The 17,616-nt window shown below is 67.3% G+C and carries 16 protein-coding genes; 5 read left to right on the top strand and 11 right to left on the bottom strand.

Going from position 1 to position 17,616, the window contains the following annotated elements; translation table 11 throughout:
* Positions 1-209: 209 nt before the first annotated feature.
* The 6 genes from BM365_RS13790 to BM365_RS13765 form a co-directional block, all read right to left on the bottom strand.
* Positions 210-452: a type B 50S ribosomal protein L31 gene (locus BM365_RS13790; RefSeq protein WP_056877932.1), complete on the bottom strand. Its 243-nt coding sequence runs from the start codon at positions 450-452 to the stop codon at positions 210-212.
* A 74-nt stretch (positions 453-526) separates the two neighbouring features.
* Positions 527-1,465 (bottom strand): nucleoside hydrolase, encoded by a 939-nt coding sequence (locus tag BM365_RS13785; protein WP_093490103.1) that lies wholly within the window; start codon positions 1,463-1,465, stop codon positions 527-529.
* Positions 1,466-1,533: 68 nt separating this feature from the next.
* Positions 1,534-3,639, bottom strand: coding sequence for an ATP-dependent DNA helicase RecG (gene recG / locus BM365_RS13780; protein WP_093490102.1), 2,106 nt, complete (start codon positions 3,637-3,639; stop codon positions 1,534-1,536).
* 86 nt (positions 3,640-3,725) lie between these two features.
* Positions 3,726-6,176, bottom strand: coding sequence for a TonB-dependent receptor (locus BM365_RS13775; RefSeq protein WP_093490101.1), 2,451 nt, complete (start codon positions 6,174-6,176; stop codon positions 3,726-3,728).
* A 57-nt stretch (positions 6,177-6,233) separates the two neighbouring features.
* Positions 6,234-7,394, bottom strand: coding sequence for an SO2930 family diheme c-type cytochrome (locus BM365_RS13770; protein WP_093490100.1), 1,161 nt, complete (start codon positions 7,392-7,394; stop codon positions 6,234-6,236).
* Between the two features lie 3 nt (positions 7,395-7,397).
* Entirely contained in the window at positions 7,398-8,633 is a 1,236-nt protein-coding gene (locus tag BM365_RS13765; protein ID WP_093490099.1) for a parallel beta-helix domain-containing protein, read from the bottom strand.
* Between the two features lie 120 nt (positions 8,634-8,753).
* Between BM365_RS13765 and BM365_RS13760 the strand changes: the two genes are divergently transcribed.
* Positions 8,754-9,797, top strand: coding sequence for an AraC family transcriptional regulator (locus BM365_RS13760; protein WP_199186238.1), 1,044 nt, complete (start codon positions 8,754-8,756; stop codon positions 9,795-9,797).
* Positions 9,798-9,803: 6 nt separating this feature from the next.
* On the opposite strand, the gene BM365_RS13755 is transcribed toward BM365_RS13760, so the two are convergent.
* The 5 genes from BM365_RS13755 to BM365_RS13735 all read right to left on the bottom strand — a co-directional run bounded on the left by BM365_RS13755 (position 9,804) and on the right by BM365_RS13735 (position 14,556).
* Positions 9,804-10,187: a RidA family protein gene (locus BM365_RS13755; RefSeq protein WP_093490098.1), complete on the bottom strand. Its 384-nt coding sequence runs from the start codon at positions 10,185-10,187 to the stop codon at positions 9,804-9,806.
* 160 nt (positions 10,188-10,347) lie between these two features.
* Positions 10,348-12,519: a RelA/SpoT family protein gene (locus BM365_RS13750; RefSeq protein WP_093490097.1), complete on the bottom strand. Its 2,172-nt coding sequence runs from the start codon at positions 12,517-12,519 to the stop codon at positions 10,348-10,350.
* Positions 12,520-12,646: 127 nt separating this feature from the next.
* Positions 12,647-12,946 carry a DNA-directed RNA polymerase subunit omega gene (rpoZ, locus tag BM365_RS13745; protein WP_056881700.1) on the bottom strand — a complete coding sequence of 100 codons (300 nt, stop codon included), beginning with the start codon at positions 12,944-12,946 and terminating at the stop codon, positions 12,647-12,649.
* 135 nt (positions 12,947-13,081) lie between these two features.
* The gene (gene gmk / locus BM365_RS13740) at positions 13,082-13,699 is read right to left on the bottom strand and encodes a guanylate kinase (protein ID WP_093490096.1); all 618 of its coding nucleotides are present in this window, start codon (positions 13,697-13,699) and stop codon (positions 13,082-13,084) included.
* Positions 13,696-14,556 carry a YicC/YloC family endoribonuclease gene (locus BM365_RS13735; RefSeq protein ID WP_093490795.1) on the bottom strand — a complete coding sequence of 287 codons (861 nt, stop codon included), beginning with the start codon at positions 14,554-14,556 and terminating at the stop codon, positions 13,696-13,698. The genes gmk and BM365_RS13735 overlap by 4 nt, the downstream gene beginning before the upstream one ends.
* A 111-nt stretch (positions 14,557-14,667) precedes the next feature.
* On the opposite strand from BM365_RS13735, the gene rph reads away from it, so the two are divergent.
* Genes rph through hemW form a run of 4 tightly spaced genes read left to right on the top strand, consistent with a single transcriptional unit; the run spans position 14,668 to position 17,543 of the window.
* Positions 14,668-15,393: a ribonuclease PH gene (gene rph, locus BM365_RS13730; protein ID WP_093490095.1), complete on the top strand. Its 726-nt coding sequence runs from the start codon at positions 14,668-14,670 to the stop codon at positions 15,391-15,393.
* 4 nt (positions 15,394-15,397) lie between these two features.
* The gene (locus tag BM365_RS13725; protein ID WP_093490094.1) at positions 15,398-15,787 is read left to right on the top strand and encodes a VOC family protein; all 390 of its coding nucleotides are present in this window, start codon (positions 15,398-15,400) and stop codon (positions 15,785-15,787) included.
* 4 nt (positions 15,788-15,791) lie between these two features.
* Positions 15,792-16,385 carry an RdgB/HAM1 family non-canonical purine NTP pyrophosphatase gene (gene rdgB / locus BM365_RS13720; protein WP_093490093.1) on the top strand — a complete coding sequence of 198 codons (594 nt, stop codon included), beginning with the start codon at positions 15,792-15,794 and terminating at the stop codon, positions 16,383-16,385.
* A 3-nt stretch (positions 16,386-16,388) separates the two neighbouring features.
* Positions 16,389-17,543: a radical SAM family heme chaperone HemW gene (gene hemW, locus BM365_RS13715; RefSeq protein WP_093490092.1), complete on the top strand. Its 1,155-nt coding sequence runs from the start codon at positions 16,389-16,391 to the stop codon at positions 17,541-17,543.
* The last annotated feature ends 73 nt before the right edge of the window (positions 17,544-17,616 follow it).

The raw sequence follows: 17,616 nt of genomic DNA, 5'->3' as shown, positions 1-17,616 counted from the left end.
ACGGGAGTCCAGGGAGTGAACCTTGGATGACCCGAATTATCGCACACAGGTTCTGGAGCCGTCGCTCGACAGGGGACCAAAGTCAGACCAAAGAATGAGGCCGCGAACGCAACCGTGCGTTCCGATCGCGCGCGATATGCAGCGCGCGCAAACGCGAACGGCCGCGCACGAGGCGCGGCCGCAAGCGGATCAAGCGAACGACGGTTCGATCAGCGCGCGTAGCGCTTCTGGAACTTGTCGATACGGCCGCTGGTGTCGATGACCTTGTGCTTGCCCGTGTAGAACGGGTGCGAGGCCGAGGAGATTTCGACCTTGACCAGCGGGTATTCGTTACCGTCTTCCCACTTCGTCGTTTCCTTGCTGCCCAGCGTGGAGCGCGTCAGGATCTTGAAATCGGAGGTCACGTCGTGGAAGACGACTTCGCGGTAATTCGGGTGGATGTCGGCCTTCATGGCGGTAACACCGTGTAGCGGGAATGGAAGAGCGGCATTGTAGCCCGCCCTCCCCCATCGGCGCAACCCAGCCCTCAGCCGGCCGCCAGCGCGTCCCGGATCAGGTCCTGGAACCGGCCCTGGTCGTAGCGCAGCAGGATGTTGGCCTGGTCCGGCTGGCCACCCTCCCGGCGCCAGTCGACCACCGAGGCGCCACGGGCGTGTGCGCCCTGCAGTTCGATCGCCAGAGGACGCTCGGCCAGTTCCAGCGCGCCCTCCGGGGCGAGCACGAAGGCCATCGCCAGGGCGTCGGCGGCGAACCAGTGGTCGCCCCGCCGATCGGCCGACCACAATCGCGTCTTCTCGGAAATCCGGTCGTAGAACCGGGCACGATCGCTGTCGGCGGCGAGCCATGACGCGACCTGGTCGTGCGGCAGGCCGTGGGCGATCGTGGCTTCCCAGTCGGCCAGGTCGTAGCGGTCGAACGCCTGCAGCGTGATGTGCGCCGCTTCAGGGTCGAAGTAGAAATTGAACTCCGCCGCCGGCGTGATGTTGCCGTGGCAGGTGACCGCGCCTCCCATCACTACGAAGCGGGCCACGCGCTGCGGCAGCGTGGGGTCCAGCTTCAGTGCCAGCGCGATGTTGGTCAGCGGCCCCAGCGCGACCAGTACCAGACGGCCCGCGTGTTCGTGGGACAGGCGCAGGATCGCAAGCGCGGCGTGTTCCTCTTCCACTTGGCGCGCAGCCGGCGTGAAGCCGACGTCGCCGAATCCGTCCTGCCCGTGCACGTAGCCGGCATCCGGCGAGGGGTGCAGCAGCGGGGCCGGGGCGCCGGCGAACACCGGGATATCCTCGCGGCCCGCTACTTCGCACAGCTTCAACGCATTGCGCACGGTGTACTGCAGGCCCACGTTGCCCGCCGCGATGGTCAGGCCGACGATGTCATGGCGCGCATCGTTGAACGCCATCAGCAGCGCGAGGGCATCGTCGACGCCGGGATCGGTGTCGATGAGCAGGGGAATCTTGTCCGTCATCAGGCTTCGCTTCTTCTATCGGGGGTCGAGTCTCGCACCGATGGATGACCAGCGGAAGCCGCGCTGCATCATGCCGAGGCGTAGCGCGCCGCGCCGCCGACCCAACGATGGATCACGCGATCAGCGACCGCGGGATCATCGGCCAGCAGTCGCTCCGCCAACGCATGCACCTGCGGCAGCAGGCCCGCATCGCGGGCAAGATCGGCCACGCGGAAAGCGGCGAGCCCGGTCTGCCGGGTGCCCAGCAGTTCGCCCGGGCCACGCAGTTCGAGGTCCTTCTCGGCGATGACGAAGCCATCGTTGGTCTGGCGCATCGTCGCCAGGCGGTGCTTGGCCATCGCCGACAGCGGCGGCTGGTACATCAGCACGCAGCTGGACGCGGTTGCGCCGCGCCCCACCCGGCCCCGCAACTGGTGCAGTTGCGCCAGGCCCAGGCGCTCCGCGTTCTCGATGATCATCAGCGAGGCGTTGGGCACATCGACACCGACCTCGATCACCGTCGTCGCCACCAGCAGGTCGGCCTCGCCCTCCTTGAAGCGGCGCATCGTGGCCTGCTTGTCGGCCGCCTTCATGCGGCCATGCACCAGCGCCACACGCAATGCGGGCAACGAAGCGGAGAGTGCTTCGTACGTGGTCTGCGCGGCTTGTGCGACGACTTCATCGCTGTCGTCGATCAGGGTGCAGACCCAGTAAGCCTGTCGTCCCTCGGCGCACGCGGCCCGGATGCGTTCGACCAGTTCCGGCCGGCGCTCCGCGCTGAGCGCGACGGTCTGCACCGGCGTGCGGCCTGGCGGAAGTTCATCGATGGCGGAGACGTCCAGGTCGGCATAGGCCGCCATCGCCAGCGTGCGCGGAATCGGCGTAGCGGTCATCACCAACTGGTGCGGCACGCGGTTCCCGCCCGCGCCCTTGTCGCGCAGCGCAAGTCGCTGGTGCACGCCGAAACGGTGCTGTTCGTCGACGATGGCCAGTCCCAGATCATGGAAGACCACGGTCTCCTGCATCAGCGCGTGCGTGCCTACGACGACTTGGGCTTCGCCCGATGCGACCTGGGCCAGCACCTGCGCGCGCGCCTTGCCGGTCACCTTGCCGGCCAGCCACGCCACGCGCACGCCCAGGGGTTCCAGCCAGGCCTTGAGGTTGGCCAGATGCTGTTCGGCCAAAAGTTCGGTAGGTGCGGCCAATGCGACCTGCTTGCCGGCTTCTACCGCCAGCATGCCGGCCAGTGCGGCCACGACCGTCTTGCCGCTGCCGACATCGCCCTGGACCAACCGCAGCATCGGCGACGGCTTGCTGATGTCTTCGCGGATCTGCGCGAACACGCGTTGCTGCGCGCCCGTGAGCGAGAACGGCAGCGCTTTCACCAACGCCTTCACCAGTGTGCCCTTGCCCTTCAGCGCCGGCGCGCGATGCTGCTGCAGCGCCAACCGCTGCCTCCGCAGGCTGAGGTGGTGGGCCAGCAGTTCCTCGATCGCCAGCCGGCGCTGCGCCGGATGCGTCCCCAATGCGAGCGCGGCCACGTCCGCGTCGCGCGGCGGGCGATGCATCGTCAGCAGGGCCTCGCGCAGCGACGGCAGTCCCAGGCCTGCCAGCAGCGACGGAGGCAACAGTTCCAGCGCGTCGGCGTCGGGAAGGCGCTCCAGCGCCTGGCCGATGAGCTTGCGCACGGTGGCAGGCCCCAGGCCTTCGACGGCGGGATAGATCGGGTCCAGCGCGTCGCCGAGCGCGGCCTCGTCTCCGTCGCCTAGCACCCGGTAGCTGGGATGGATGATTTCCAGTCCGTGCTGTCCCGGCTTCGGGGTGCCATAGCAGCGGATGCGCGTACCCACGGCGAACTGCGCCACCTGCGCGGCACGGAAATGGAAGAAGCGCAGCACCAGCGTGCCGTGCCCCTCGTCGCCGACCGCCACCCGCAGCACGGGGCGATAGCGGAATCCGCGCTCCACCGCTTCCACCCGCCCCTCGACCTGCGCGGGCACGCCCGGCTGCAACAGGCGGATGGGCGTCAGCGTGGTGCGGTCCTCGTAGCGCAGCGGCAGGTGCAGCCACAGGTCCTGCATCGTCGTCAGGCCGCGCGCGGCGAGCTTCTCGGCCACGCGCGGGCCGACGCCGGGCAGGCGACTCAAGGGTTCGGCGGAGAGATCGACGACGGGGACGTTGCGACGCACGGGCATCGCACAAGGATGCCGCGATCGGCGGCAAACAAAAACCCCGGCATCTCACGATGCCGGGGCCCACGTCCAACGCGTCGCCGCGCGGATCAGAACTTCACGGCCACTTCCATCCCGTAGGTGCGCGGCTCGCTGATGGTCGCGCCCACGACACCGAGCGGACCGCGGCCATAGGTGTTCAGGCCCTTCACATACTGGTTGTCGAAGATGTTGTTGCCGTAGACGGCCCAGCTCCAGGTGCCCTGCGGCGACGTCCAGCCGACCCGCACATCGGTGCGTTCGCGCGGCTCGCCGATGTCCAGTAGTGCGTTCACGCCGCAGTCGCCCTGCAGATCCGAACCCGCATTGCAGCGCGTGCGCCCACGGTAGGCGTGGCGCGCGGAGAACCGCAGGTCGCCGCTGTCGCCCAGGCTCATCTTGTAGGCCGCGCCGACGGAGGCGGTGAAACGCGGCTCGCCGGTCGGCTCGCCGTTCAGGTCCACGCCCTCCGGCGTCACGTAGTCCTTGTACTTGGAGTCGATCCACTCGGCCTGCGCGTCCAGCGTGAACGCATCGGTCACCTTCCAGCGCATGTCGAAATCGATGCCGGTCGCCTCGAGATCGCCGGTGTCGAACACGAAGCGCGGGATGTCGACCGGGTTGTTGGGGTCGGGATCGATCAGCCGGATCGACTGGCGGTTGTCGTAGCGGTAGTGGAACAGCGATGCGTTGTAGGAGAAGCGGCCGAAGGACTGCTTGATGCCCACCTCCGCGTTCCACACGTCCTCGTTCTCGAATGCCGGCCCGATCTGCAACGCATTGAAGCCACCGGCCTTGTAGCCCTTGGCCAGCGAGCCGAACACCATCGCCTTGTCGTTGAAGTGGTAGTCCACGACGAAGCGCGGGCTGAAGTCACTCCAGCTGCGCTTATCGCGCACCAGCACGCCCTTGTTGACCATCGCCGGCGGATCGATGAACGCCATGTCGAACGTCAGCGTCTCGCGGGTGATCGGGATCCCCATCTGCGCCAGCGCGTCGAAGAAGCCCAGCGACTCCAGCAGGGCCAGCTTGGCTTCCAGCTCGGGCGCGTTGCGCGGCGTATTGAGCCAGGTGAAGTCCTTCTCGTCGCGGGTATAGCGCAGGCCGAAGGTCAGGTTGAGCTTGTCGGTGGCGCGCCAGATCACGTCGCCGAAGGCTGCATAGGCGGTCGTCGACAGCGTGTTGGTGAAGCGCTCGTTCCAGCGGTCGCCGACCAGCGACACCGGAATGCCCGCCATCTGCGCCAGCATGGAGGTGAAGCCGAACAGGCTGCCATCCGGCGTCGGCGCAATGCCAAGGTTGCGGACGATGTTGTCGACCGCTTCGGTATTCGTGTTCACCTCGCTGGTCTGGTCGGCGTCTTCCTTGAAGAAGCTGGCACCGGCCACCCAGTCCAGCCGCGCATTGCTGCCGGCGAACTTGAACTCCTGGTAGAAGGTCTCGTTGCTCTCGGTATTGACCGAATCGATGTACAGGTCGGCGCGGTTGGTGCCGTCCTCCTCGGTCTGGTTCAACGAGTCGTACTGCCGCCACGAGGTGGTCGAGGTCAGATGGCCCCAGTTCAGTGCGTGGTCGAGGATCAGGGTGACGCCATCGAACGTGCGCCACTCGGCATTGGTCGCATCGCTATAGGTCGGAGTGTCGCGCGGATCGAGGTAGTCGTCCGGGTCCACCGGCACCGGCGGGCGCTGCGGATAGGCCGGTAGCGGCACGATGCCGGTGGTCACCCGGCCGTTCTGGTCGAGGCTCTCATGGTCCCAGCTGATCAGCGCGGTCGTGTTCTCGCCCAGGCCCACCTGCCAGGCCGCACGCGTGGCCCACACGTTCTCGCCGCCCAGGTCCTTGCCGGTGGCACCGTCCTGGAACCAGCCATCGCTGTGGTTGAACAACGCGTTGAAGCGCAGGGCCGAGTTATCGCTGGTGGGGATGTTCCACATCGCATCGGCGTACTGCTTGCCGTAATTGCCCAGGCGCAAGCGCAGGCGGGCCTCAGTCTCATCCTGCGGACGACGGGTCACCAGCGAGATCGCGCCGGCGGCCGTGTTGCGGCCGAACAGCGTGCCCTGCGGACCCTTCAGCACTTCGATGCGCTCGACATCGACGAAGGGCAGCAGCACGCCGCCGCCGCGGCCGCCGTAGACGCCATCGACGAACACGCCGACCGCCGGATCGGTGCCGATGCCGAAGTCGCTGGTTTCCACGCCACGCAGGCGGAACGAAGGCTGGGTGGGCTGCACCGCGTCGACCACCAGCCCCGGCACGAACGCATCGATGTCGCCGAGGTTGTCCGCCGCCACATCGTCGAGCAGTTGCTGGTCGACAACCTGCAGCGCGATCGGCACGTCCTGCAGCTCCTGTTGCCGGCTCTGTGCGGTGACGACGATGGTGTCCAGGTTGGTAGCGTCCTGTTCGCCTTGCGGCGTCGACTGTGCCCACGCCGTGCCGCCCGTCCCCAGCACCACGCAGCTGCCGAACAGCGCGCGCCGCAGCCCGACCACCAGATTCCGTTGCGTCACTTTCATCACTCCCTCCCAAGAAGCGTTAGTGCGGACGCCGGCCTCACCGCGCCGGCAGCATGTTCACGGATTTCCCACGGCGACCCCGCAACTCCCCGGTTGCGCATTGATCCAGTCGCGTATCAACTGCAGGCCCTCGCGATGCACGACCGAGCGCCCCAGCTCCGGCATCATGATCGCGGGATCGTCGCTGTCCATGCGGAATTCGAAGATGGACGCTGCGGCATTGCCCGGCTCGATGTCGTGCAGGCGATTGCCGGTGCCCTTGCCGGCGGCGATCGGCTGCTTGCAGAAGCCCAGCTTCAAACGGTCCTGCGTGCCGGCGTCCAGCCAGAGCCCCGATGTAATCGCGGGGCCGGTCGCGCTGTGGCAATGGCCGCAGTTGACGTCAAGGTAAGCGCGCGCACGCGCATCCAGCGGCGCCGTGGCGTCCATCGCGTCCGCCAGCCGCGGCGGGCCCGCCGGCACGCCGGTCAGGTAGCCGACGCGCGCCAGGTGTGCGAGCTGGTTCTCGCGGCCGCCTGCATAGTCGAAGCTGCGGTTGAGATGGCGCGCCTTCGGCCCGATCGGCAGCAGCTTGCGCGACTTGTTGTCGGTGATGTGGCAGCCGCCGCACTGGTTCTGGTCGGGCACCTGATAGTTCACCGCCTCGCGCGCGCCGGCTGCATCCACCAGTTCCAGCGACACCAATTCGCCGGTGCGCTTGAGCGTGGCTTCGGTCTGCGCGTCGTTCCATACGTAAGGCAGCGCGACCCAGCCCTCCGCGCGATGCACCAGCAGGCGGGTCTCGATCAGGCGCACCTTGGCGAGATCGAGGGCTTCGCCGTCGAGCGAAGACTGCGACGGCGGCGTGCGCGCAACCGACTTGCCATCCCAGGCCTGTCCCGCGGGCAGCGGGTAATAGAAGGTCTTGCTGAGGATCGTGCCGACCGGGAAATCGAAACTCTGCTGGGCCTTGTACGTCGCCGATGTTCCCTCGGGCATCCACACCGTGCGCAACTTGTGCGCGTAGTCGCTGAAGAGCGGCGTGTTGAGGTCGTAAGGCACCACGCCTTCGTTGAGGCGCAGCTTCCCGTCTTCGATGCGGAGCACGCCCCACTCGTCCAACGTCTTCGGTTGCCCGTCGGCGAAGAAGTGAACGCGCGCGGCGGGGCCGCACGCGGCCAATCCGAGGCAGAGCACGGCCACAGCGAACAGCAAGCCGATGCGGTATCGCCCAGGCATGCCTTATCCGCGCTTGAGGTCGACGGCGGGCAACCGGGGCAGCTCGCAGTCGTGGGCCTTCGCATCCTTGCTGGGGTTCTTGTAGCCGCCGGGGCCATCGGCGTTGATGACGCCGCTGACACCACGCAGGCAGATCTGCGGACCCGCGGCCTTGCCGTCCACCTGGCGGTCCTTGTTGAAGTAGCCGTCCCACAGTACGTCGGGGAAGCTGCCGCCCAGGCCGTAGGTCGCCACCTTCAATGCCTTCAGGTCGAACCCATCCGGCGAGTCGCCGCCGCCGGAGAGCGTGTTGTCGTGGATGTAGATGCGTTCCGGGTACGGATCGAAGTTCGGCGACGCGCTGCTGTCCTTGTAGCCGGTCGAGTACACGCTGGAGACGATGATGTTGGCGGTGGCGTTGTCGCGGATCTCGTTGCCGAAGACTTCGATGTCGTCGTTGGAGTTGATCACGATGCCCGACCCGGCCGGCACGCTGGCCACGGGCGTGCCCTTCGCGCCGAAATTCTCGTGGTTGTTCGCGATGACCTTGTTGTTGTAGACGCGGATGTTGCCCCCCTGCTGCGACAGACCGGGCATGTTGAACACCAGGATGCCGCCGGTGTTGCCGGTGGCCACGTTGTCGTAGACATCGGCGTTGATGGTGTTCTCCACCTCGATGCCGGCCACGTTCTGCTCGGCGCGGCTGCGTCGCACGATGACGCCGTCGGACTGGCCCACGTAGATGCCGGCATCCGACGCGCCGATGGACACGGTGTCCTCGATCAGCACGTTCTTGGTCAGCACCGGATAGATGCCGTAGGCGCCGTTCTTCGTGCTGGGGCCACCGGTCCACTGCACCTTCACGCCGCGCACGGTGATGTTGGACGACTCACTGATCTTCAGGCCGTCGCCCTTCGAGTCCTCGATGGTGAGGTGCTCGATGGTGAAGTCGTCGCCGTTGACCAGCAGCCCCTCGGCACCGGCTTTCTGTCCCTTGAAGCTCAGCACGCTCTTGTCCATGCCGGCCCCGCGGATCGTCACCCCGCTCGCGCGCAAGGTCAGGCTGCGGTCGAACTGGTGGCGACCGGCCGGGATCTCGATGACGTCACCCGGCTTGGCGTCCAGCAGGCGCTCCTGCAGGGTGGCGGCGAACGCCGCGTCGGCGGCGGCCACGGTCGCCGTCTCGGGCGCCTTAGGCTGGCAGCCCGCCGCCAACAGCGCCAGCGCGCCGGCCACTGCCAAGGAAATGTTGCGCTGCATGAGTCTCCCCCTCCCATACGCCTGCGTAGTGGGGGCCAGTCTCGGGTGACATGACGCCCCACACGGAGGGCAGGAGCGGCATACTAAGGGGGGGAAAGCGGACAAGCTGGAGGGGCTGCGATGCGCTGGAAAACCGGACTCGGCAACCGCCTGTCGGTCGCCAACCTGCCCACCAACATGCTGTGCGGCCTGGTGCTGCTCGCCGGCGAATTCGGCGTGAATGCCGAAAGCTGGTTTTCCGGCATGCGCCTGAACGTGCAGGAGATCCACGACCCGCAAGCCCGCGTGTCGTACCGTCAGGCGAGCGAGATCATCCGCCGCGCGTTGCCCACATTGCCGATCGATGGCGTCGGCCTGGCCATGGGCGAAAAGCAGAACGGCGGCAACTTCGGCCTGCTCGGTCTGGCGATGAAGACCGCGCCGACGTTCGGCGATGCCGTGCAGATCGGCCTGGAGTATCAGCGCAACCTCGGCCCGCTGATGGACCTGGACCTGCAGGATCGCGATGACGGCGCGCTCGCCGTGGTCGCCACCGCGCCAGAGGAAGCGGCCGACCTGCTGCCCTTCCTGTGCGAGGAGATGTTCGCCAGTACGTTGATGCTGGCGCGCGAACTGGCCGGCCCCGAGTTCCGCCCGCTTCGCCTGGAGCTCGGCTATCCCGCCCCGCGTTACGCCGCACGCTACGCCGACCTGTTCGGCTGCGAGATCCGCTTCGACCAGATGCAGCACGCGATGGTGGTGGATCGTCGCTGGCTGGAGTTGCCTTTCGCCAGCTACAACCCGGTCACTTCACGACAGGCGCTTGCGCTGTGCCAGGCGCAACTCGCGGCGATGTCGCTGCGCGGCGAAACCACCGCGGCCGTTGAGCGGCAACTGCGTCCACGGCTGCGCGAGAATCCGCAGATGACCGATGTCGCCGCGGCGCTGCATTTGAGCGAGCGCACGCTGCGGCGCCAGTTGGCCGAAGAGAGCACGAGCTTCAGCGCGGTGCACGACCGCGTCCGCACCGAACGCGCGCTCGAACTGTTGCAGGACCCCGATCTGACCATCGCGGTCGTCGGCAGCCAGATCGGCTTCACCGATGTGCGCGAGTTCCGGCGCGCGTTCAAACGCTGGACCGGGCATACACCGAGCGAGGCCCGGTTGCCGGGCCCCATCGGATAGGCGCCGTCAGTCGAGCACCATTACCGCATCGACTTCGAAGGCGGCGCCCTTCGGCAGGCCGGACACCTCGATGGTCGAGCGCGCCGGATACGGCGCCGCGAAGTATTCCTGCATCACGGCGTTGACCGCGGCGAACTGCGACAGATCGGTCAGGTACAACCCGAGGCGCACGACGCGATCGAGCGAACCGCCCGCCGCTTCGGCGACCGCCTTGAGGTTGTCGAACGCACGGCGCGCCTGCGCCGCGATGTCGCCGTCGACCAGGTTGCCGGTGGCGGGATCCAGCGGGATCTGTCCCGAGAAATACACGGTGCCGCCGGCACGCACGGCCTGCGAATAGGGGCCGATGGCCGCCGGTGCGCGGTCGGTGTGGATGATCTGCTTGGACATGCGCGATTCCTGTGAGGATGACGGGATTCTACGTAGGGCGGGCCTTGGCCCGCCATCGCGACCGAGCGGATCACGATGGCATTGATGGGAAAGACGACACAAGCGGATCAAGCCGACGCAAGTACGGGCACCAGGACGGCGGGCCAAGGCCCGCCCTACGTCACTGCCGGCGCACGCCGTGCACGACGTTGAGGCGCCGCAAGCGGCGCATCACTTCGGCCAGATGGTTGCGGTCGCGCACCTGGATGGAGAAACGCAGCACGGCCATGTTGATGTCGCGCTCGAGGTATTCCACGCGCTCGATGTTGGACTGGCTCTTCGCCACCGCCGCGGCGACCTGCGCGAGCACGCCCGGGCGGTTCTCGACGTCGATGAGCAGGGCCGCATCGTAATCGCCGGTGACGTTGGCGTCCCAGGCGATCGGCACCCAGCGCTCCGGCGACTTGCGGAACTCGGCGACATTGGGGCAATCCAGCCGGTGCACCACGATGCCCTTGCCGGCCGTGTGGTAGCCCATGATCTCGTCGCCCGGGATGGGCTGGCAGCACTGCGCGAAACTGACCACGCCGCGCTCGCCGCCGGTGATCAGGATCTTCTCCTGCGAATGCTTGGAGTGGCCGCCGGCACGCAGCTCGGCGAACGCCGTCAGCGCCTGCGCCGCCTGCGCCGGCATCCAGTTGCCCAGCGCGACATCGGCCAGGAAGGCTTCCAGGCGCGGGTACTTGTGCTCGCTGAGGAAGGCTTCGAGGCGCTGCTGCGGCAGGCGTTCCAGCGAACTGTCGAGGTCTTCGAGCGCGCGGTCCAGCATGCGATGGCCGAGCTGCACGGCGTCTTCGTGCTCCAGCTGCTTCAACTGGTGGCGGATCGCGGTGCGCGCCTTGCTCGTCACCACGAACTCGAGCCATTGCGGCTTCGGCGCGGCCGACTTGGCGGTGATGATCTCCACGCTCTGGCCGCTGCTGAGCTTGGTGCGCAGCGGCACCAGCTTCTTGTCCACGCGCGAGGCCACCGCCTGGTTGCCGACGTCGGTGTGCACGGCATAGGCGAAGTCCAGCGCGGTCGCGTTGCGCGGCAGCGACAGGATCTTGCCCTTGGGCGTGAACAGGTAGACCTCGTCCGGGAACAGGTCGACCTTGACGTTCTCCAGGAACTCCAGCGACGACCCCGCCGCGCGCTGGTTGTCGATCAGCTCGACGATCCAGGCATGCGCGCGGTTCTGCGCGCTGTTGGGGGAATCCGTGCCGTACTTGTAGGTCCAGTGCGCCGCGATGCCGCGTTCGGCGATCAGGTCCATCTCGGTCGTGCGGATCTGCACTTCGATCGGCGAACCGTAGGGGCCGAACAACACCGTGTGCAGCGACTGGTAGCCGTTGGCTTTCGGGATCGCGATGAAGTCGCGGAAGCGCCCGTCCAATGGCTTGTACTGCGCATGCACCGCGCCGAGCGCGTGGTAGCACGCCGGCACCGAATCGACGACGACGCGGAACCCGAACACGTCCATCACCCGGTCGAAGCTTTTCCCTTCGCCGCGCATCTTGTTGTAGATGCTCCAGGGCGTCTTGACCCGGCTGACCAGACGGTGCTCGATGCCCTCCTTCGCCAATCGCTGCGAGAGGTGCGCCTCGATCTGCGCCATCGATTCGCGACGCATGACGGGCTGGCTGCGGATGTGCTTGTCGATCACCGCATGCCGCCACGGGTGCAGCGCGCGGAAACCCAGGTCCTGCAGCTCGGACTTCACCAGGTTCATGCCCAGGCGCTGGGCGATGGGCGCGTAGATCTCCAGCGTCTCGCGGGCGATCCGCGAACGCGCCTCGGCGCTCTGCGCACCCAGCGTACGCATGTTGTGCAGGCGGTCGGCCAGCTTGATCATGATCACGCGCAGGTCGCGCGACATGGCCAGCAGCATCTTGCGGAAGCTCTCGGCCGCCGCTTCCTGGCGGTCGCGGAACTTCAGCTTGTCCAGCTTGGTGACGCCGTCCACCAGCTCGGCCACGTTCGCGCCGAACTCGCCGGCGATCTCCTCGCCCGTGAGCGGCGTGTCCTCGATGGTGTCGTGCAGGATCGCCGCGATCAGCGTCTCCGCATCCATGCCCAGCTCAGCCAGCACACCCGCCACGGCCACCGGGTGGGTGATGTAGGGTTCGCCCGACTTGCGCGTCTGCCCGGCGTGCGCGGCGGCGCCGACTTCCCACGCCCGCCGCAACAGCGGCAGCTGGTCTTTCGGCAGGTAGGCCGCGGTCTTTTCGAACTGCGCCACGTAGTCCGGCGTCCCGTCGTCGTGCGAGGGCGCGGGCGTGCGGAGTGCCTTGACGGTGCGGCCTGAAGTCATGCCGCCAGCCTATGCCAGTCGGGTCGGAACGGCAACGCGCGAACGAGGCTCCATGAACGCACAAGGCCCGCTTTCGCGGGCCTCGGGTCATCGTCCGTTTCGATCGAAACGTCGGACGGCGCGAATCTCAGTCGTCGCCCTTGGACAGGTCGTCGTCGGCGACCACTTCCGCGGCGGCCCATTCCAGCGCTTCGCGCTCGGCGCGCTCGCGCTCGGCCTTCTCGACGCGGTCGATCAGTTCATTGTCGATCTTGCGCGCAGCGATCTCACGCAGCGCCAGCACGGTGGGCTTGTCCTGCGCTTCGGTGTTGTCGATCTGGGCATCGACGCCGTTGGCGAGCTGGCGGGCGCGCTTGGCGGCCATGGTGACCAGGTCGAAACGGTTGTTGACGACTTCCAGGCAATCTTCGACGGTGATGCGGGCCATGCGGGCTCCCGGCGACCGGTCGGGTCGCGCAGTGAATACGGAAAGGGGCGGCGATTGTAGGCAGCCACGCTTGGCAATGCAAGCCTTTCCTTGAAAATCAACTAGTTACGGGTGAAACTCCGTGCGAGGGCGGCGTCAATCGGCGAGCAGGGCCGCAATCAGTCCGGCGTGGCGGACATCCTGGGCCTCCCGACGCAGCCGGCTGGCGGTGAAGATGGCATGCATCTGGCCCACGGCATCGTCGAACACGTCGTTGACGATCACGTAGTCGAACTCGCCGTAGTGCGACATCTCTTCGCGGGCCGCCGCCAGGCGCCGCTGGATGACCTCCTCGCTGTCCTGTCCGCGGGCACGCATGCGCTGCTCCAGCGCCTGTCGCGAGGGCGGGAGGATGAACACGCTGACGGCATCGGGCACTTTCTCGCGCACCTGACGCGCGCCCTGCCAGTCGATTTCCAGCAGCACGTCCTTGCCTGCCGCGAGCTGGGGCTCCACCGACTGGCGGGCGGTGCCCTTCCAGTCGCCGTGCACGCGGGCGTACTCGAAGAAGTCGCCGGCGCGGATCATCGCTTCGAATTCGTCCGCGCTGATGAAGTGATAGTGCTGCGCATGGCGTTCGCCGGGTCGCGCGCCGCGCGAGGTGAACGAGATGGACAACGCGATCTCGTCATCGCGGGCCAGCACCGCATTGACGATACTGCTCTTGCCCGCCCCGGAGGGCGCCGCGACGATGTAAAGGGTTCCGCGCTTCATTCGATGTTCTGCGCCTGTTCGCGAATCTGGTCGATCAGCACTTTCAGCTCCACCGCGATATTGGTGGTGCGGATGTCCACCGACTTGGAGCCTAGCGTATTGGCTTCGCGGTTGAATTCCTGCAGCAGGAAGTCCAGCCGGCGGCCTACCGGTTCCTTCTGGGTGAACACGCGCCGGATCTCCTTGACGTGGCTGTCGAGGCGATCGAGCTCCTCGTCCACGTCCAGCTTCTGCAGCCACAGCACCAGTTCCTGCTCCAGCCTGCCTTGTTCCATGTTCTGGGCCACATCGGCCAGGCGCGCTTCCAGTTTCTGCCGCTGGCCCGCGCGGATCTGCGGGATCAGCGTACGCACTTCGCCGGCGAGCGCGGCGATGCCCTCCACGCGTTCGAGGATCGCCTCCACCAACTTGCCCCCCTCGCGCTCGCGCGCAGCGACGAACTGGCCCAATGCGCCATCCAGCAAGGCCAGCGCTTCGGCCTGCAGGGCCTCCATGTCCACGCCCTTGCTCTGCAGCACGCCGGGGAACTGCAACAGGTCCGTCAATTCGGTGCGCAGGTTGGGCAGACGCGAAGAAAGGTCTTGCGCCAGTTCGGAGAGCTGCGCCACGACGCGCGGATTGAGCTGCAGTGCGCCAGTGCCCTCCGGCGCACGCAGGCGCAGGGTGAGATCCAGTTTGCCGCGGGAGACGCGCGCCGCGACGCGTTCGCGCAGCGCGGGCTCGAGCACGCGCAGCTCGTCTGGCAGGCGCACGCCGAGTTCGAGAAAGCGGTGGTTGACCGCGCGCAGTTCGGCCGTGAGCGTGCCGCCCTCGGTGGTGCGTTCGGCGCTGGCGAACGCCGTCATGCTGCGGATCATGCGGGAGCCCATCGGGTCAATGAGCGGCGCATCTTAGCAGCCTGCGTGCCGTGCTCCCGGCCGGGCGGCGGCGGGCTGGTAAACTCCGTCCCCCTCATTGCGGATGCCCCCATGTCCTTCTCCCGCCCCAGCGGCCGCCAGCCCGACCAGATGCGCGACGTCAGCATCCTGCGCAACTACACCCGGCATGCGGAAGGGTCCGTGCTGGTCAGCTTCGGCCACACCCGCGTGCTGTGCACCGCCAGCGTGGACAACAAGGTCCCGGGCTTCCTGCGCGGCAAGGGCGAAGGCTGGGTCACCGCCGAGTACGGCATGCTGCCGCGCTCCACCCATACGCGCAGCGACCGCGAAGCGGCGCGCGGCAAGCAGGGCGGGCGGACGCTGGAGATCCAGCGTTTGATCGGGCGCACCCTGCGCGCCTGCGTGGACCGCGGTGCGTTGGGCGAGCGCACCATCACCCTGGACTGCGACGTGCTGCAGGCCGACGGCGGCACCCGCACGGCCGCCATCACCGGCGCCTACGTCGCGATGGTGGATGCGGTGAACTGGCTGAAGGCCCGCAACGAGATCAAGCGCGATGTGATCCATGGTGCGGTGGCGGCGGTATCGGTGGGCATCTACCGCGGCGTGCCGGTGCTCGACCTCGACTATCCCGAGGACAGCGACTGCGATACCGACATGAACCTGGTGATGAACGACGGCGGCGGCTTCATCGAGCTGCAGGGCACGGCCGAAGGCCACGCCTTCCGCCGCGATGAGCTGGACGCATTGCTCGCGCTCGGCGAAAAGGGCATCGGCGAGTTGTTCGCCGCGCAGCGTGCGGCGCTCGAGGGCTGACGCCATGTCGCGCCTGAGCCTGGTCACCTTGCTGGTTGACGATTACGACCGCGCCATCGCGCACTATCGCGATGCACTGGGTTTCGAGGTGCGCGAAGACACCGACCTCGGGGGTGGCAAGCGCTGGGTGCGTGTCGCGCCGGCCGGCGAAGGCACCACCGATCTGCTGCTCGCCGTGGCCAGCACCGACGAACAGCGCGCGCGCATCGGCGACCAGACCGGCGGGCGCGTCGGCTTCTTCCTGCACACCGACGATTTCTGGCGCGACCACGCGCGCATGTCGGCGGCGGGCATCGAGTTCCTGGAAACGCCGCGCGAGGAGAGCTACGCCACCGTCGTCGTGTTCCGCGATGCCTACGGCAATCGCTGGGACCTGCTGCAACCGAGGGGATGACCGCATGAAACTCGTCCTCGCCTCCTCCAATACCGGCAAGCTGGAAGAGCTCCGCAGCCTGCTGGCTGATACCGGCATCGAACTGGTCGCCCAGTCCGACCTCGGTGTCGAGGATGCCGACGAAACCGGCACCACGTTCGTCGAGAACGCCCTGATCAAGGCCCGTCACGCCAGCCTGCAGACGGGCCTGCCCGCATTGGCCGACGACTCCGGCATCTGCGTGGATGCGCTCAACGGCGCGCCCGGCCTCTACTCGGCGCGTTATGCCGGCGGCCATGGCGACGCGCAGCGCAATATCGACAAGTTGCTGGAGGCGCTGCACGACGTCGCCGGCGAGCAGCGCGGTGCGCACTTCTACTGCGTGCTGGTGCTGCTGCGCCATGCGCACGACCCGCAGCCGCTGATCGTCGAAGGCGAATGGCGCGGCCGCATCCTGCACGAGCGTCGCGGCACCGGCGGCCATGGCTACGACCCGGTGTTCTTCGACCCGCAGCGCGGCCAGTCCGCCGCAGAAATGCCGCTGGGCGAGAAGAACCGCATCAGCCATCGCGGCAAGGCGCTGGCCGGACTGAAGCAACGCCTGCTCGACCTTCCCTGATCCATGCTGATTCCCCCGCCCCTCGCGCTCTACGTGCACATGCCGTGGTGCGTGCGCAAATGCCCGTATTGCGATTTCAATTCGCACCAGGGCAAGGGCGCACTGCCGTTCGACGACTACGTCGACGCCCTGCTCCGCGACCTTGACCACGACCTACCTCTGGTCTGGGGCCGCACCGTGCAGAGCGTGTTCTTCGGCGGAGGTACGCCCAGCCTGTTCCCCCCTGAGGCGATCGATCGCTTCCTGCAGGGCGCGAGCAGTCGGTTGCGCTTCGCGCCCGGGCTGGAGGTGACGTTGGAAACCAACCCCGGCACGGCCGAGCATGGTCGTTTCGAGAACTACCGCGCCGCCGGCGTGAACCGCATCAGCTTTGGCATCCAGAGTTTCGATGATGCGAGCCTTGCGAAACTCGGCCGCATCCACGACAGCCGGGAGGCCGAGCATGCGGTCAAGCTGGCGCAGGACGCCGGCCTGGACAATCTCAACCTCGACCTGATGTATGCGCTGCCGGGGCAGACGCTGGCGATGGCGGAATACGACCTGCAGCGAGCATTCGCCCTGCAACCGGCGCATATCTCCCACTACCAACTCACGCTGGAACCGAACACGGTCTTCTTCGCCCGGCCACCGCAGGGCTTGCCAGACGACGACCATGCTTGGGACATGCAGGAGCACTGCCAGGCGCTGCTGGCCGAGGCCGGCTACCAGCACTACGAAGTCAGCGCCTACGCCCGCCCGGGGCGCCGTTGCGCGCACAACCTCAATTACTGGCGTTACGGGGATTACATCGGCATCGGGGCCGGCGCGCACGGCAAGATCACCGTGGGTGCAACGCAGCAGATCCTGCGGCGCTGGAAGGTCAAGCATCCCACCACCTACCTCGCCGCGGCGGGCACGCCCGTGGCCATCGGCGGGGACGACGACATCACGCCCGAACGCCGACCCTTCGAGTTCATGCTCAACGCGCTGCGCCTGCAGGAAGGCTTCGCCCTGGCCGATTTCGAGGCGACCACCGGCCTCGGCCGCGCGACCATCGCCGATGCCCTGGCACAGGCATTGCAGCAGGGCTGGGTGAGCCTGTCCGACACCCATGTCCGTCCGACCGCGCTGGGCCGACGCTTCACCAATGATGTGATCGAGCTCTTCCTGGACGCGTGACTCCACCATGCCCACCCGGCGATGGACGGATGCGCAGGCTGTACGGGGTGTGATAATGATGGCGCCACAGGGG

The sequence above is a fragment of the Pseudoxanthomonas sp. YR558 genome, assembly GCF_900116385.1.
Lineage (GTDB): Bacteria > Pseudomonadota > Gammaproteobacteria > Xanthomonadales > Xanthomonadaceae > Pseudoxanthomonas_A.
The sequence above is the reverse complement of the archived record's forward strand: the minus strand, read 5'-3'. Positions and strand labels throughout refer to the sequence as shown.

Bases quoted from the DNA above. Each gene is read 5' to 3' on its own strand.
- BM365_RS13790 (WP_056877932.1), bottom strand. From the start codon at position 452: ATGAAGGCCGACATCCACCCGAATTACCGCGAAGTCGTCTTCCACGAC.
- BM365_RS13785 (WP_093490103.1), bottom strand. From the start codon at position 1,465: ATGACGGACAAGATTCCCCTGCTCATCGACACCGATCCCGGCGTCGAC.
- recG (WP_093490102.1), bottom strand. From the start codon at position 3,639: ATGCCCGTGCGTCGCAACGTCCCCGTCGTCGATCTCTCCGCCGAACCC.
- BM365_RS13775 (WP_093490101.1), bottom strand. From the start codon at position 6,176: ATGAAAGTGACGCAACGGAATCTGGTGGTCGGGCTGCGGCGCGCGCTG.
- BM365_RS13770 (WP_093490100.1), bottom strand. From the start codon at position 7,394: ATGCCTGGGCGATACCGCATCGGCTTGCTGTTCGCTGTGGCCGTGCTC.
- BM365_RS13765 (WP_093490099.1), bottom strand. From the start codon at position 8,633: ATGCAGCGCAACATTTCCTTGGCAGTGGCCGGCGCGCTGGCGCTGTTG.
- BM365_RS13760 (WP_199186238.1), top strand. From the start codon at position 8,754: ATGCGCTGGAAAACCGGACTCGGCAACCGCCTGTCGGTCGCCAACCTG.
- BM365_RS13755 (WP_093490098.1), bottom strand. From the start codon at position 10,187: ATGTCCAAGCAGATCATCCACACCGACCGCGCACCGGCGGCCATCGGC.
- BM365_RS13750 (WP_093490097.1), bottom strand. From the start codon at position 12,519: ATGACTTCAGGCCGCACCGTCAAGGCACTCCGCACGCCCGCGCCCTCG.
- rpoZ (WP_056881700.1), bottom strand. From the start codon at position 12,946: ATGGCCCGCATCACCGTCGAAGATTGCCTGGAAGTCGTCAACAACCGT.
- gmk (WP_093490096.1), bottom strand. From the start codon at position 13,699: ATGAAGCGCGGAACCCTTTACATCGTCGCGGCGCCCTCCGGGGCGGGC.
- BM365_RS13735 (WP_093490795.1), bottom strand. From the start codon at position 14,556: ATGATCCGCAGCATGACGGCGTTCGCCAGCGCCGAACGCACCACCGAG.
- rph (WP_093490095.1), top strand. From the start codon at position 14,668: ATGTCCTTCTCCCGCCCCAGCGGCCGCCAGCCCGACCAGATGCGCGAC.
- BM365_RS13725 (WP_093490094.1), top strand. From the start codon at position 15,398: ATGTCGCGCCTGAGCCTGGTCACCTTGCTGGTTGACGATTACGACCGC.
- rdgB (WP_093490093.1), top strand. From the start codon at position 15,792: ATGAAACTCGTCCTCGCCTCCTCCAATACCGGCAAGCTGGAAGAGCTC.
- hemW (WP_093490092.1), top strand. From the start codon at position 16,389: ATGCTGATTCCCCCGCCCCTCGCGCTCTACGTGCACATGCCGTGGTGC.